The organism is Okeania sp. SIO2F5 (assembly GCF_010692685.1).
GTDB classification, from domain to species: domain Bacteria; phylum Cyanobacteriota; class Cyanobacteriia; order Cyanobacteriales; family Microcoleaceae; genus Okeania; species Okeania hirsuta.
On the sequence record NZ_JAAHGU010000154.1, the window covers coordinates 1 to 16,497 of the forward strand.

Sequence of the window (16,497 nt, forward strand, 5' to 3'; positions counted from 1 at the left end):
TATTCAATTATTAATTCACGCTTCTCAAATTTAGAGATGTGCCAACTCCTTATTCAAATAATATAAATTATTTGATAGTGAGCGCGATCGCTACTTTTCTACAATCATACCTTAATTCAGCAACGCCACAATTTTAAGTACCCTCATTGACGGTGAGGTATTACAGGATATTTCGGGCAAATGATTTACAGGGTAAATGCTGAAAATATTGTAGTGCAGGCATCTTGCCCGCGATGAGTCTACCTCATAGAGTCGCAAAGTGCTGTAAACCCACCACTGATATCAAATTCGGTTGAATACTTATTATATATTTGGGGGAGTAGGGGAGTAGGGGAAATTGAAGTGTGGATAGAATTATAAACATATACTGTATAACCGGATTCTATATGAAAAGATAATTCTGAGGTAATATGAGAACTTCAAACAAGCTAAATATAGCCAAAAATACTATTTGATAATAAATTTCGGAGAAGGTAAAAAAATGTTTTTATTGTTAAAAATTAGCCTGAATGTTTCTTTACTAATTTTGATTTCTTCTTTTGGTAGAGAAATTACAAAACTTAGCGACTATCTTTCGCCAAAATTTATTTTTAGTAATCAAAAAAAATATGATTTAGAGCATATATATTTATCTAAATACAGTCAAAAAATAAATGACTTCCAGTTTGCTTCAGCAAAAAATAAAGATTCTATTTTAGAGTCTCAAAAACTGACCAAACCAGTTCATTCCTTTTTCAAATTTCAAGCTCATAATGTTGAAGTTTCTGAAGATGTGGCTTGTACTTTTCACATTACTCCCAATCATAATCCAAAGGTAGGCAAATCTTCTTTAGCCTGGTTTGCTTTAACTCGTAAAGGTGGAAAAAATGTTCCTTTTAGTGAATGTGATTGTCAGTTAAATGTTTATTCTCAACCTCGTAATGCTGAAAGTAAACCGATAATGAATCCAGAATTAAAAGGTATTGATACTGAGCAATATCAAGAGATACCAGGAGCAGAAATTACTTTTCCCAAAGCTGGTGTTTATGATTTAGAAATTATTGGGAGTGCCAAAGATGGAAAAAGTTTTAAACCTTTTAAATTTAATTATTCCGTGACTGTTACTGGTGGGTGATATAGCGCAACTCAGAAGTCAGAAGTCAGAAGTTAGAAGTTAGAAGTTAGAAGTAATCCCTGGCGATCGCCTAATTTCTTCGAGAACCCAAATGGGTTCTATAGATAACAATAAAAATCATATAGACTGCTTTAAAAATTATTCTATGTTAGAAGCAGCTCTAGAAGAATTAGTAAATGAACAACAACATGAAATTTATGGATATTTTGGTAGTTTAATTGAGCAGTGTGGATTTATTTGTAGTGATTTTGAAAATGCTGTTTCTCATTGTATAAATATAGCTGAAAATCGCAAAGGTCATTCCTTCTTTTTAATTGATCCTTTTCGATGGAGTCATGTATCCATGAGTAGTATCAGGCGCATAAATACTCTCAAGGGTTCAGAAATTCTCTATACCTATATGATTAGAGATTTAAAAAGATTTGTTATTGGCAAAAATGGTATTGATACAGTCAATTTTAATAAAATTCTAGAAGCAAGTGGGTATTATGAATCAGAAAATTTAAAACTATTTGATAGAGTTAGTGGGCAACGCTATTTAAGGAATGAGTCTCTCAGATTATTTAGAGATAAAGGAAACACTAAACATATACATACATTTTCTCTAATACCTAAAGGTTATATAGATGTCTTATATTATTTAATGCATTTTTATCAGAATATAACTGCCTTACAAGTAATGAAAGAAACTTTGTGGAAGTACAATAATTTACACCATTTATTTGAGTTTAAGGTTTATGGTTTTGGATTAAAAACTATTGACTATTATGAGCAACAGCCAAAATTAGATTTTTGCATAGAAAGTTCTCTAGAAAACCACGAATCTTGTATAAATCTTTTAGAAAAAGACTTAGGTCAGAATATTAGAAATGGTTACGAAGGAACTTTCGGACAAATATGCAATGATTATATGGAGAAACATCATGCAACCAAAGATAACTTTGAATACTTATTAATAAACAGATTATTACAATATAAAGAAATATAAATTATCATAAAAGATCAAATAGTAAGAGAAAAATATGTACAAAATTTGCAAAAAAAAGATATAATTAGATGTACAGGGAATAAATAACTTTATTTTAATTTTAAATATTAGCTTAGGTACAAATTAAAAGACTGCAAATGCCAAAATACATGATACAAATTATTTGGGAGTACTGGCAATGTCTATTATTAAAGGCTCAGAAAAAATTGTTAATCCCCTTCAAGAAAGTGCCCTCAAAAAGAAAGGATTATGTAATTATGTAATTAATATAGCATCTGGTTGTCTTCATGGATGTACATTTTGTTATGTACCTTCAACTCCGGCAATTCGGACAAAACAAAAGGAATTACAAGAAAAAGGAATTAGTAATCCTCAGATGGATTGGGGAAAATATTTATTAGTTCGAGAAAATATACCTCAGAAATTAGAAGAAAAATTAAATCGTAAAAAAAAATGGCGCGAAACACCAGAAGGAAAAGGAGTAGTTTTATTATGTTCTGGAACCAACCCATATCAAAATTATCAAACAGCAAAAATTACTCGTCAAACTATCGAAATATTATCTAAAAATCAGAGAAGAGTAAGAATTTTAACTCGTAGTCCTTTATGGATAAATGATTTAGATATTCTCAATCAACCTAATATTACAGTTGGCATGAGTTTACCATTTTTAAATGATGAACTTAGTCTCAAAATTGAACCAAAATCACCTCCGCCTTCTAAGCGCTATGAAGCCTTACAAAAAGGTCATCAAGCTGGATGTAGATTGTATGTAGCTATGGCTCCCACTCCTCCGATAATGACATTAGATGATTTTAAAATAAATTTAGAACAAATTATGAAAATTGAGCCAGAAGTAATATTTTGGGAATCTATTAATGTTCGTGGAAGTAATGGTAAACGTATGATAGTGGCAGGTTTAGAATTTGCTAGTTAAATTATGACTAAAAAATCGTGGGCAGAAAATTTTATTAAACAATGGGAAGAGGTGGAAGAAGCAGCTAAAAGTATTGGATGTTTAGATAAGCTTCATATTTGGCCAGACCCAGAATTAAAAGGTTATGTAGCAGCAGAAAAATTAAATCGTTGGTTATATCTGCCGACAATAGAAAAATGGCAGGAGGAAAAAGTTTCTTATAAAAGAAAAAAACACTAATATAGTATCCGGATAATTAGTTATTGTATGATGAGAGGAGTCAGGAGTCAGGAGTCAGGAGTCAGTAGGAAGAAAGGATGAAAGTTGGAATTATCTGGGAATATTCTGGCATTTTATGTCTGCATTGAATGGAAGTAGAAAGTTCGATAACTGTATAACCGTATTTTATATAAAACAACATACAAAAAATAGCTATTTAATAAGTTTTAGCCTAAATAGACTTTTTTCACACTTGGAAAAATTACAAGTTACTGCTCATCTTGTTCTTGATTTTATTAGAGAAAATTAATGATAGATTTGTCAGAAAATCAATTAGTAGGATTACCTTTAATTAATCTGCCTGAAGTTGACATAAATAATAATCAAAATATTGCCTCTAGTCCAGAAATTTTACCCTCAGAACTAGAAGTACAAAAATTTGATACACCTGCGACGGATTTATCCATCAATAATGATCCCCTAACAGACATTAGTTTTATCGAAAATGCAGGACAAATTAACAATACTGAAGTTGAGTATTTAGCAAAAGCAAATAACTATGATTTATTATTTGCTCAAGATGAAATTATCTTTGCTGCAACTCAAAATATAGAAGGTCAAACAACCTCAGATGTAGTGAAGTTAAATTTCCAAAATGCTAACTCTAACCCCAATATAAATCCCCTAAATCAACTGCCGGGAATTGCCAATTTTTTCCAAGGTAATAACTCTGATGATTTATATAATTCATACACAAATATTCCGACTTATGCAGCTATTGAATATGAAAATTTATATCCAGGTATCGACCTAATATATAGTAGTATCGACGGCAACCTAAAAAGTGATTTTATTGTTTCTCCCAACATCAATCCTGCTCAAATTATTCTTAACTATAGTGGAATAGAAGAAATTAATATTCTTGCTGACGGTACTTTATCTATAGATACTGAATTTGGAGAATTAACTGAAGCACCCCCAATTGCTTATCAAGAAATAAATGGTCAGCAAATTGAAGTCGGAGTTGCCTATGAACTCCTCGAAAATAATCAAGTAGGATTCAACATTGGAGAATATAATCCAAACTATGAATTAATTATCGACCCCACTGTAGAATATTCCACATTAATCGGAGGAAATGGTTTTGACCGTGGCAATGGTATTGCGGTAGATGTTGCTGGAAATGTTTATATAACAGGAGATACTACCTCCGTTGATTTTCCCACAATAAATGCTATTCAATCAGACTTTAATGGTGGGGGAGTTGTATTTAATAACGATGCTTTTGTCACTAAACTCGACCAAAATGGAACTGTTCTTTGGTCTACTTATTTTGGAGGAAGTAATGATGAATTTGGTACAGATATTGCTGTAGATATAGCAGGCGGAGTTTACGTTACAGGTAATACTAATTCTCTAGATTTCCTAACAGTTAATGCCTTGCAAACTACTTATGGTGGAGGTAGTTTTAACGGCGATGCTTTTGTGACAAAACTTTCTAGTTTAGGTAATAGTGTACAATATTCTACTTACCTTGGCGGTCGAGATGAAGATATTAGTAGAGGTATTGCTGTAGATAATAATGGTAATGCTTTTGTAACAGGAAGTACGGGTGGTTTTTCCCCATTTCCGGCAGACCCAATTCCAGGTTTTGCCGACTTTCCTACTACAGAAGATGCCTTTCAAACCGAAACTACTAATAATGTAAATCGCGATGCTTTTGTAACTAAATTATCCAGAAATGGCAAAACATTAGAATATTCTACTTTATTAGGTGGGATAGATTTTGATTCAGCAATTGATATTGAAGTTGATAATAATAGTAATGCTTATATAACAGGTTCAACTAGGTCTTTTGACTTCCCACTCCAGAATCCACTGCAAAATTTTTATGGGGGAGATAGCGATATTTTTATTACTAAATTAAATCCAGAAGGTAGCGACTTACTTTTCTCAACTTTTTATGGTCGGGGTGATGGTGATTCTGGTAGTGGTATTGCCATAGATTTAGCTGAAAATATTTATGTTTCTGGTACAACAGGAACTCGTATTCTTGAGGGTGATATTGCTACTTCTCCTGTGGGAGACTTTCCTGCTTTGAGTGGATTTCAAAATTTCTTTGGAGGCGGTAGTAGTGATGCTATTGTGATGAAAATTAATCGTAATGGTAGTTTGGGATATGCGAGTTTTTTAGGTGGAAATAATAGTGAATTTGCTAATGATATTGCTGTGGATAATTTGGGTAATGCTTATGTGACTGGTAGTACTGCTTCTGTGAATTTTCCGGTTATTAATGAGTTTCAAGAAGGGGTTGGTTTGGGATTACCAGATGATGCTTTTGTTAGTAAAGTTTCTAGTAGTGGATTGTTTTTAGATTTTTCTGCAACTATTGGTGGTGTGGGGAATGAATCTGGAAATGGTATTGTTATAGACCCTGCTCAGAATACTTATGTGGTTGGTTTTTCTGATTCTATAGATTTTCCAGTTATTGATGCTTTGAATAATTTCGGTTTAGAATCTAATGCTTTTGTGGCTAAGATTATTTCAGATGTTACGCCACCTGAAATTTTCCAGAATTTTATTCAGTATTTGACGGAACAACAAATTAATCCAATAGAGATATATTTTGATGAGGAATTTTATTTAGAAAATAACGTTGATGTAGCCAGATTTGTGCAAAATGGTTTATTTACAAATGGTTTAGATCACTTTATTAATCAAGGTCAATTTCAAGGGCGCAACCCCAGTCTTTTATTTGATGAAACTACTTATTTAATTGAAAATCCAGGAGTGGCAGAAGCAGTAAATAATAATGTTTTTAATAGTGGCTTCGATCATTTTATTAATGTTGGTTTTTTTGAAGGACGTGATGAAAAAGCTACTGCATTTGATGAAGGATTTTATCTAGCTTCCAATCCTGGTGTAGCTTTAGCAGTAGAAAATGGTGTTTTTAACAGTGGGTTTGAACATTTTATATTGTTTGGTGAAGCTGAAGGGCGATCGGGAAATTAGTATCAAGTCAAAAGTTAAAAGTTAGAAGTTAGAAGTCTAAATGTATACCAAAATTTTCTACAGTGCTCAAAAAAATATATTTTTCAATACACTGTTCTCCTAAAAAAATCGCTCAAAGACATACACACAACTCGTCTATTTTGTCAAGTTTTATGTTAAGAAAGATGTTTATAAAGCATAGCCTTTTAAGGGGATGAAAAGAATAAATTTCATTATTTCAATCCCGATGGTGAGCGCCAGAGGTACTGATAACTGATAACTGAAATGACACCCTCCTATACCAACAAACATGATATTAGAGGATTTTCGGCAATTCCTAATAAACAGCCAATCATTCCTTCGAGCAAAGAGTAAGTATTCAAGCAGAAATGATACCATATCTTGAATTAATATACTTCTCCAAAATTAACCTCAAACCTTTGCAATTCAATTGCTAAAACTTAGTTTCTGGAGATGCCTAATGTATTTTCCCATAAAATCTCAAAAAAATGATTGTAATTGCTTTAATTTGCTTGGTTTCAATAATACTAGGATTATATTTAGGTAAGAAGTTAGCAGATAGAGGAATAACAGCAGAAAATGCCTTAGTAAATCATCAAAGATTAACTTATATAATATTAATATTCCTAGCTACAGTTATCATCACATTTTTACTAAGTGCCAAAGCTAATCTAAAATTGTTTCCCCAAATTATTTTGTTATACATTGGAGAATATACTAATGATTTTGTCTTGGGTCTAGGATGGTTTAGCGTAGGTTTTTTACTAGGTCTGGAATTACCTATTCATGGCGATCGCCAACGTTTACAAAAGCTAATTTTAGCAGTAATAATAATCACAATTCCATTAGCAGGACTGATCCATTATTCTCTTCCCGTCACTAATTTATTAGGGGAACCAGTAGTGGTTGAAGAAGTCGTATTACAGACAACAAGCTACACTTGCGCTCCTGCTAGCATCGCTACAATTGCTCGGATAACTGGTACTTTTCCCAACTTCTCGGAAAAGGACGCAATTATCCTGACAGGCACAAACAGATTCGGAACTAGCACCTTAGCTGAAATGAGAGCTTTGCGTAGTCTAGGTTTAGCGCCCCATTTTCGAGATTCACTAAAAACTACAGACCTAATAAACCTGAACTTACCAGCCCTGCTACACGTTAACGAACCAGTGAATGGCGGATATATTCAACACACAGTCGTACTCTTGCAAGTTGATGCAATAGCACAAATAGTAACTATTGGCAACCCACTCTATGGCCAACAGCTTAAGACTTTTGACCAGATGCAAGAATATTGGACAGGGAAAGTTGTGGTCTTAGGGCAAAGAGTTTTTGGAGTAAATCTAAAGATGATGTTCAGTAATTAACAATAGGAAATGCTGACAATAATTCAATTTTTTTTAGACTTTTAATCACGGTTGGGATAGTACTTTAGTCTAATGTTTCTAGGGCGATTTTCAAAGTAGTTACAATTGCCATAATAGTCGCAATTTCTCTTATAAAAATCATAATCGCGATCGTATCTGTCACGTCTTCGCCCATAATCATAATCTCGGTCGTACCTGTCACGTCTTCGCCCATAATCATAATCTCGGTGGTATCTGTCGCGTCTTTTTCGTTCTCGATAATTTTCTAAAGTATTCCATCTGCGGTCAAGTCTGCGGTCTAGATCGTCGTGAGCTTCTTGAATAATTCTTTCTTTTTCTGCTTTGGGAAGACTTCGGTTATGAGGTTTATCCATCTCATGTTTAATCCTCCGGTCGATTCTTTCATGGAATTCATGCCTTTTTCTTTGTCGGTACTCATCTTCCTTTTGACGCGCTCGAATACGATACCTCTCTTTGCGATCGGCTAATATAATTTGATTTTCGTCTAAGCTTTTTTGTTCAGTTTTGATGTTAGTAACATTATTGAAGGCCATTGCTGGATAGGTAAAACTAAGGCCAAAATATAAGGAGATAATAGCGAGCAAAAATTTGTTATTCATATCGAAACAGTAAGCTAATTTGGTTATATCTCTACTTATAGCTCATAGATATCAAATCCGTTTAATATTATCAGGACTTACGAACGAGGCACGAAAAAGTAGCGCTTGAGATTGCTTTCCGTTCCGTACTGCTCCGCAAACCCTATGGGTCGCAATGACGGAAATACGTTATACTATGTAAGTCGTAATTATGTCTGGTTGAATACTTATATCAACTCAGGTAGTATCGGTATAGTTAATTATAGTTAATTTAGGAGTGAGTAGTCAGTAGGAATAGTAATTACTTAAAGAAAAAGCTAAATTTTTATCAGAGTTTATTTAATTTCTGACTTGAAGTTGCTTCTTATCTCTTTCTTTCAATAGTTTTTTTTCAGATATATACGCAGTCGAAGCAAAGGGAACGGACATTGCTAAATGTTGTTTGCGGATGATTTCCGCTGGAAAAATTCAGTGCATAGATTACTTCTTAGTTGCGCGTTGCACTATATCTCAATGTATAAACAAAATAGTAAATAAATACATGACCACCACAGAGTCAAAAAAAACACCTAGTAGTCTCGGTACTTTCCTAACAATTTGGGGGGGGCAATTTGTATCTGCCATTGGTTCAGAAATGACAAATTTTGCGATCGGAATTTGGGCATGGGAATTAACAGGTAAAGCAACACCTTTATCTTTAATCTACTTCTTTTCTCACATACCCACATTAATCGCATCATCTTTTGCTGGAATCTTAGTAGATCGTTGGAATCGTAAACAACTTATGATTGTTGGCGATATGATAGCAGGATTGTCCACAATTACTATCCTACTACTATTTCTAAGCAATAACTTAGAAATCTGGCATATATACTTGACAAGAGTTATTAACGGATTATTTGGTTATTTGCAACGTCTGGCTTTTTCTGCTTCCATGTCTACAATTGTGCCTAAGGAGCATTATGCCAGAGGTTCGGCAATGATGTCAATTAAGTATGGTATCTCTTTGGTTTTAAGTCCTGCTTGTGCAGGAGTTCTTTACCCTTTAATTGGTTTGACAGGAATCCTTACTATTGATATTATGAGCTTTCTCGTAGCTGTTAGTATTCTGTGGTTCGTACATATTCCTCAACCTAAGACTTCTGAAGTAGAAAACTCTCGTGGTAAAAATCAGCATTGGCAGGAGTTGACATTTGGCTTTCGTTATATCTTTCAGAGAAAGGGTTTATTATCTCTGATAATCTTTTTGCTAATTTCCAATTTTCTAGGGCAAGCTTCTGGACCCTCAATTTTAGGTCCCATGTTCTTAGCTCGTAGTAATACTAACACAGTAGTGCTTGGCAGCATACAAATGGCTTTCGGGGTAGGTGCATCAGTAGGTGCTACAGTTCTAACTCTTTGGGGAGGTCCAAAGTTAAGGATTAATGGTCTCTTAGTTAGCACTGGACTAGGGGAATTAACCAAAATACTATTGGCATTGGGACGAACTTCTTCAATGTGGATACCAGCAGCATTTTCAGCTGGCTTTTTTATTCCATTGCCTGGTAGTTTCAATGAAGCAATTTGGCTATCTAAAGTAGAGCCAGCTATTCAAGGTAAAGTTTTTGCTGCCCGCTATTTGATAGCTCAGATAATTGCTCCATTAGGTATGGTAGTTAGTGGTGTATTAGCTGACTACATATTTGAGCCAGCAATGAAAACGGATGGTTACTTAGCTGGAATATTTGGTGGTGTGTTTGGTACTGGTGCAGGTGCAGGTATGGCGCTTCAAATAGCAATTATTAGTTGTTTTAGCATCATAATCACTATTTTTGGATATACTTTTAATCCACTACGAAATGTGGAAATTAATTTATCAGACCATGATGAATCCAGTAGAAAGTGAGATTAATTCCATAAATGGCAAAAAAAAATCCGTTTGAGGCAAAATTCTTATCTGAATGTAGTTATCATTATAACTTAGTTTTTTGTCGAAAAGCAATGTAAAAAAAGTAGGGAGAATAAAAACTGGTAACTTCAATCAAGTAATTTGATGATCTAAAGTAGAGCCTGCTATCCAAGGTAAAGTTTTTGCAGCCCGCTATTTAATAGCTCAAATAACTGTTCCATTAGGTATAGAAGTTAGTGGTGTATTAGCTGGCCTACATATTTGAACCAGCAATGAAAACATATGGTTAATTAGCTGGAATATTTTGTGGTTTGTTTGATACTGGCGGGTGCTGGCATGGTGCTTCAAATACCAATTCTTGGTTGTTGCAGCATCATGATCACTATTTTGGGATGTGGTTTTAATCCACTACGAAATGTGGAAATTAATTTACCAGACCATGATGAATCCTGTAGAAAGTGAGGTATTCGTAAATGGAAAAAAATCCGCTTGGGGCAAAATTATTCTCTGAATCTAGTTATCATTAGAACTTAGTTTTTTGTCGAAAAGCAATATAAAAAAAGTAGGGAGAGTTTAAGAATGGAAGAATTAATGTTTGAATTGTTAACAGACGGTCCTGATAACCGTACTTTTTTACCAGGAGCATTGGGACCTGATATTGATGCTATCTTGGCTTTGAGAGGCGATGATACTGTTACTGGTTCAAGTGATGATGAGGTAATATATGGAGGCAGAGACAACGACCAACTATTTGGTGAAGGTGGTAATGACGTACTTTTGGGTAATAGGGGGCAAGATGTAGTTGCAGGAGGGGATGGTAACGACACATTATTTGGAGGCAGAGAGACCGATCTGCTAGTTGGCGGTGCTGGAGATGACGTATTATTTGGTGACAAAGGTATAGATGGTCCTATAGGGAATGAGGGTGCTGATACATATGTACTATTAGTAGATAATAATGCTACTGATGGAGGAGACCTACTTCTAGATTTTAATCCTGCAGAGGGTGATAGATTAGCACTTGTAGGTGATGATTTAAGACCAGAAGATATTATTTTAGTTGAGGTTCCTACTGAACAGACAAGCAGAAATGACTTTTTCCCACTATTTCCTCCAGGACTCTCCCTAGAAGAGGCACTAAGTTTGACACAACTCTCTCAAGACTTATTTAATGTAGCTCCAGAAGGAGTAACAAATTTTGAACTTCAGACACCAAGTGGACAAGCTATAGCTCGAATATTCCTGACAACGGAAGCAGATATTAGGAGTAGTTTTGTTGATTTGCCTGAATTGTAAGAGAATAAAATACTTGGATTTAGTCTCAATTAAAGATTAAAAATAGCCAGAATTTTACAGTTACTTTAGTCATGGCAAAATCTTAGAAAAGACTTAAATTAATATGTAGTGATAAGGGTGCTTTTCTGGTAAATTACAGGAATGTTATGTAGTTTTACGAAAAAAATGGATTTAATAAAATCAAAAGTGAAGGATGAATCAAAATTAAAGGAAATAGGGTTAGGTTTAGCTTTATCATTGCTAGTATCAACACCAGCACAGTCAAAGGTACTGCCACTTTCAAATCAGTTGATTCTATTAGATACCCAGGCTAACAATCTATATAATTCTATTAACAATTCAGATCAGCAAATCTACATTAATAATGTGGATAATATTTCCATCCTACTAGATAATCTACCTAAAAAAGGAGATGATCAAAGATTCCCAATTTTGACAAATCAGATATCACCCTTAACACCCATATTAGAAGAAAAAATATTAACAAAAAAACATCATAAAAAGTTTACTGGAAGATTTATCGATATATCTGTAAGCACTACAGAAAATGAAATTCCTCAAATCAATACATTAAAATTACCAGAATTAATAACTTATATACAAAATGAAAATTATCTAGAATTGCCTACAAGTGGAAAATCTTCAACATTATTGCCTCCTATATCAGAAAAGCGAACATTAATTAGTAGGCACGAACTCCTGAAAAAAAAACTAGAAGTTGAGCGAATAAAATCTAAAATCACGGAAAATAAACACAATGAACAAGAACAAAATCCTATAACTCTAGCAAATAAAAATATAAATAAAAAACAGCAACAAAGTCAGAAAAAAATTAAAGAAATAGAAGAAATTACACCTGGATTAGTTTCACAAAATCAAACAGAAAAAATCTCTGAAAATTTTAATTTATCAACCCTTAAAACATCCTCTAATACTAGAGAAGAAAATGTAAGAGAACCGAATAATCAAATTGAACAAAAGCGAAACCAACAATCCTCAAAAATATTTCGCACTAATGAAATTCAACAGCCTCTAACCATTGCATCAGCACTATACCAACCAGATATAGTTATTACTAACTTTTCCGAAAATATCAGAATAGCTCAACAAATAATCCAAGTAACGAATATTGAAGTTAACACCACAGAAGAAGGTATAGAGATTGTATTAGAAACCCTGAATGGAGAAAAATTACAACTCAGGAGTTCCGTAGATGGAAATACTCTAATTGCTAATATTCCCAATGCTGTACTAGCTCTTCCAGATGCAGAAGAATTTTCAACTAGAAATCCCATCAAAGGTATTACTGGTATTACAGCCAGAACAATAGATGGTAATAGTATTAGAGTAACGATAGAAGGAGAAACAGACCTACCAACAGCAGCCATAGTTTCTGCAGATGAAGGGCTAACTCTAAGTGTAAATCCTGTCACTGATGAAATAGAAGTAGTAATTAGTGCTAGTCGTACTGGCAGAAAACAAGAAGATATACCCCGTAGTACAACAGTCATCAATCGTGAACAGATAGAAAGTCAAGGGGCAGTTAGTACTACCAATAGCTTGACAGATGTACTGGGCAGACTTGTTCCCGGTTATGGACCTCCTAATCAAGTGGAACGGGGGGCTCGCGCTCAAAATATGAGGGGTCGTCCCGCATTAATTCTAATTGATGGAGTTGTTCAAAACTCAAATTTAAGTGGCTCGCGAGTGAATATTATCGATCCGTCGGCCATTGAACGCATCGAAGTGATTCGTGGACCATCTTCTATCTATGGAACTGGAGGAAGTGGGGGAATTATTAATATTATTACTCGCGAACCTACAGAATTTAAACTCCAACAACAAGCACGAGTAGGGATAAACGATTCTATAGGTGATGAAGCGTTTCCGGGAAATGGAATAGGTTACAACTCTAGCTATAGTTTTTCTGGGAATCAAGGAATATTTGACTGGCGGTTACAGACATCACTAAATCAGAATAATAGATTGTACGATGCTGACGGGGATGTAATTCCATCAATTCCTTTAGATGGAGCGAGGAGCTTAAATTTTCTCACCAAACTGGGGGTAGATATAAGTGAAGATCAAAAACTAGCATTTAATTATAACGTTTATAATGACCGCATATTCTCAGAAAATATTTCAGATCCTGCCATTGTATCAATTCCTGGTATCCAAAAAGCCAGAGAATTAAGATTGGGTAAGCTTGATTATGAAGAAATACCAGAAACAACAAATCATAATGTTAGTGCAACTTATAACGATGATAGTATTTTTTGGGGTTCTAAGCTTTATACTCAATTCTTCTTTCAACAAACCGATCAAACAAGTAAAGTTGGCGATAACAGAGAACTTATATCACTTCTATTAGGAGATATAGAAGTAGGCACCGACGCTCCTCTTGTTAGACAAGCTAGGCAAATTGAGAGCAAAGTGGGAACTAGATTTCAAATTAATACACCAATTGCTAATAATTCTGCAAGTGTACGGTGGGGTTTTGACTATACAAATGAAAGAAATGACAACAGGGAATTGTTGGCCGATCCAGTAGCTTTTGATGGAGAGCGAGAAGTAAATATCACAGAGAGTATCAGAACAGCTCCTAGTTTTGTATTAAATAGCTTGGGAATTTTTGCTGAAGGAAACTGGGATGTCAATGAAAAATTAATACTCAGTGGAGGGGCGCGGTATGAAAAGATCTATGCCAATGTTGACGGGTGGCAAGGAAGTCCATTTACCAATTTCGTTGACTTTTTGGCAGGAATTCCTTTGGAGGAATTTGAAGGAGGTTCAAGCGATGCTTCAGATGTAGCATTTAATTTCGGAGTTCTCTATAAGGCTTCATCAGCAATTAGTTTCTTTGCTAACTTTTCTCAAGGCTTTACTATTCCTAGTTTGAGTTTTCTGGGGGGTAGTCAACCGGGAGACGTTAATGTTGCAATTGATAATGTAGTGGAACCAGAAAAGGTTGATAATTATGAAATTGGGGTGCGTGGCACTTGGAACTCAGTGCAGTTTACTGTGGCAGGTTATTATAACCATGCCGATAAAGGACAAAATTTATTTCTGGAGCCTGGTGTACTTACTACACAGTTTGTGAGGACTCCTCAACGAAACTATGGAGTAGAAGCTACTCTTGATTGGCAACCAGCTAATACCTGGAGTCTTGGTGGCACATTGAGTTGGATGGAAGGTGAGGGTGATTTTCCTGGGATAGAACGTAGTTGGCAACCTTTGAGTACTTTGGAGGTACAACCGATGAAGTTAACATTCTATTTAGAGAATCAAACTTTGCGTAGTTGGAAAAATCGCTTACAACTGTTATATGTAACTAATCGCGATCGAGCTTTTGATGATGGAGTAGACCAAGTTAGGATTGCTGGTTATACTACAGTAGATTTTATTAGCGTTCTTGATACTGGTTTGGGCAGATTAGAGGTAGGTATTGAGAACTTGTTAAACCATCAATATTTTCCTGTTGTTGCTCAACTCCGTTCTACAGACGTTCAAGAACAAAGGCATCTTGCAGCTCCCGGAAGGTCTCTTAGTATTCGTTATTTTCTGGATTTTTAGTAGTCGGTAGTCAGTAGTCAGTAGTCAATAGTCAGTAGTTAATAGTTAATAGGTATGAAGCACAGACATAACAAATTAAATATTCCCAGTGCGGGCATCTTGCCCGCGATAGCTGATCTCACCAAAGTGAAATCTGCTGTAAGTATATTTCGCTTTACTATAAGTTTTTTAATGCTTGTAACTTTAATCAGTTGTGCTTCCCCAACTACAAATTCTAGTTCTACATCGTCTGAACAGCAAAGTCCTGAAACAGTGACAGAGGAAGCCATAACTGTAACTGACTCTACCAATACTGAGATTGTTTTAGACAAAATTCCAGAGCGTATTTTGTGCCTCGATCCTGTCTGCCTAGATATTTTAGCTGAACTAGGAATAGAACCAGCGGGGATTTTACAAACTATGGCTGATTGGGTTCAAGAACCTCATATGTTTGGAGAGCAGGGTAAAAAATTTTCCCAAATTGCTAGTATAGGTGAGCTAGAGTCAAATTTAGAGCAAATTGTCCAACTCAAACCTGATTTAATCATTGGCCTTCCTATACACAAGAAAACAAGGGAAGCACTCAAAGGAGTTATTCCTTTTTATATGCTAGCGATGCCCGAAACTTATTCAGAGGCGATCGCTAACCTGAAAACTGTTGGACAACTTACAGGGAAGAATGTTGAAGCTGAAGCAGCAGCAAAAAAATTTCTGGATAAGTTAGCAACTTACAAAGCTAAATCACCCCAAAATCAAACCTTTCTGTTGATACATAGTCCAGCAGGAAATTTAGCCATATTTACAGACAAAGCTCTCAACTGTCGGTTCCTGAATCAAGTTGCTAATTGTTTGTCACCTGAGTACAATAGCAATTTAGTTGAAATACATGGTGGTGTTTCTTTTTCCCTAGAAAGACTTACAAAATTGGAACCGGACGTGATTTTTATCTCCTCTTATGATGTTGATAATTATGGAGAATTTGCAAATTATTCAGATAGTCCTTTGTGGCAAGAGTTAACAGCAGTGAAAAATGGGCGGGTTTATGGTGCTAACCCAGCGAAAATTATGGGTTTGGGAACTCGTGGTTTAGGTCTGTTGTTAGATCAAACTATGCCTAAGATTTATCCAGATGTGTTTTCGGAATAGCAATACTAAAGTGTATAGGGTAGGAACATAGTTCAATAATTAACAATTAATAATTTTTTTAGGGAACAGGGAAAAGGTAGAAATTTCAGTTTTAGGATTGGTATCCAATTTGGTTGAATAATTGTCCGAAGCAACGATAGGAAGCAATCTCGCACAACCGGATTTTATTATAACTAGGCAAAAAAAAATCCGTTTGGGGCAAAATTATGCTCTGAAATCTGTTGATTATTGAGAATAATTTTTATTTCTTGTTAAGAAGCAGTGTCAAAAAAGGGCGTTGCAGATTTGCGGGATGAATCTAGAGGGAACGGGCAAATCCCAAAACTTAAGATAGTGAATTAATAGTCGGATGGAATGTTTAAGCATCTCTATTGACTTGGAATCACACAAGGTCTTGCGA

Annotated in this window: 12 protein-coding genes; 11 read left to right on the plus strand and 1 reads right to left on the minus strand. The window is 34.9% G+C overall.

What is annotated here, in order from left to right; translation table 11 throughout:
• Nucleotides 1–481 precede the first annotated feature (481 nt).
• The 6 genes from F6K27_RS28375 to F6K27_RS28400 all read left to right on the plus strand — a co-directional run bounded on the left by F6K27_RS28375 (nucleotide 482) and on the right by F6K27_RS28400 (nucleotide 7,616).
• A complete protein-coding gene (locus F6K27_RS28375) occupies nucleotides 482–1,114 on the plus strand; it encodes a hypothetical protein (protein WP_287279360.1) in 633 nt (210 codons plus the stop codon).
• A gap of 91 nt (nucleotides 1,115–1,205) precedes the next feature.
• A complete protein-coding gene (gene tcmP / locus F6K27_RS28380; RefSeq protein ID WP_287279361.1) occupies nucleotides 1,206–2,102 on the plus strand; it encodes a three-Cys-motif partner protein TcmP in 897 nt (298 codons plus the stop codon).
• 178 nt (nucleotides 2,103–2,280) lie between these two features.
• Entirely contained in the window at nucleotides 2,281–3,039 is a 759-nt protein-coding gene (locus F6K27_RS28385) for a radical SAM protein (RefSeq protein WP_287279362.1), read from the plus strand.
• A gap of 3 nt (nucleotides 3,040–3,042) precedes the next feature.
• Nucleotides 3,043–3,258, plus strand: a complete 216-nt coding sequence (locus F6K27_RS28390; RefSeq protein ID WP_287279363.1) for a hypothetical protein — start codon at nucleotides 3,043–3,045, stop codon at nucleotides 3,256–3,258.
• Between the two features lie 288 nt (nucleotides 3,259–3,546).
• On the plus strand, nucleotides 3,547–6,249 hold the full coding sequence (locus tag F6K27_RS28395) for an SBBP repeat-containing protein (protein ID WP_287279364.1): 2,703 nt from the start codon (nucleotides 3,547–3,549) through the stop codon (nucleotides 6,247–6,249).
• Nucleotides 6,250–6,737: 488 nt separating this feature from the next.
• Nucleotides 6,738–7,616 carry a cysteine peptidase family C39 domain-containing protein gene (locus tag F6K27_RS28400; protein ID WP_287279365.1) on the plus strand — a complete coding sequence of 293 codons (879 nt, stop codon included), beginning with the start codon at nucleotides 6,738–6,740 and terminating at the stop codon, nucleotides 7,614–7,616.
• 41 nt (nucleotides 7,617–7,657) lie between these two features.
• Here F6K27_RS28400 and F6K27_RS28405 read toward each other — a convergent pair whose 3' ends face one another.
• Nucleotides 7,658–8,236, minus strand: coding sequence for a hypothetical protein (locus tag F6K27_RS28405; protein ID WP_287279366.1), 579 nt, complete (start codon nucleotides 8,234–8,236; stop codon nucleotides 7,658–7,660).
• A 520-nt stretch (nucleotides 8,237–8,756) separates the two neighbouring features.
• Between F6K27_RS28405 and F6K27_RS28410 the strand changes: the two genes are divergently transcribed.
• From F6K27_RS28410 to F6K27_RS28430, 5 genes are all read left to right on the plus strand, one after another.
• On the plus strand, nucleotides 8,757–10,100 hold the full coding sequence (locus F6K27_RS28410) for an MFS transporter (protein WP_287279367.1): 1,344 nt from the start codon (nucleotides 8,757–8,759) through the stop codon (nucleotides 10,098–10,100).
• Between the two features lie 309 nt (nucleotides 10,101–10,409).
• The gene (locus tag F6K27_RS28415) at nucleotides 10,410–10,565 is read left to right on the plus strand and encodes a hypothetical protein (RefSeq protein ID WP_287279368.1); all 156 of its coding nucleotides are present in this window, start codon (nucleotides 10,410–10,412) and stop codon (nucleotides 10,563–10,565) included.
• 117 nt (nucleotides 10,566–10,682) lie between these two features.
• The gene (locus tag F6K27_RS28420) at nucleotides 10,683–11,399 is read left to right on the plus strand and encodes a calcium-binding protein (protein WP_287279369.1); all 717 of its coding nucleotides are present in this window, start codon (nucleotides 10,683–10,685) and stop codon (nucleotides 11,397–11,399) included.
• A gap of 165 nt (nucleotides 11,400–11,564) precedes the next feature.
• Nucleotides 11,565–14,972 (plus strand): TonB-dependent receptor domain-containing protein, encoded by a 3,408-nt coding sequence (locus F6K27_RS28425; protein ID WP_287279370.1) that lies wholly within the window; start codon nucleotides 11,565–11,567, stop codon nucleotides 14,970–14,972.
• 171 nt (nucleotides 14,973–15,143) lie between these two features.
• A complete protein-coding gene (locus F6K27_RS28430) occupies nucleotides 15,144–16,097 on the plus strand; it encodes an ABC transporter substrate-binding protein (RefSeq protein ID WP_287238868.1) in 954 nt (317 codons plus the stop codon).
• The last annotated feature ends 400 nt before the right edge of the window (nucleotides 16,098–16,497 follow it).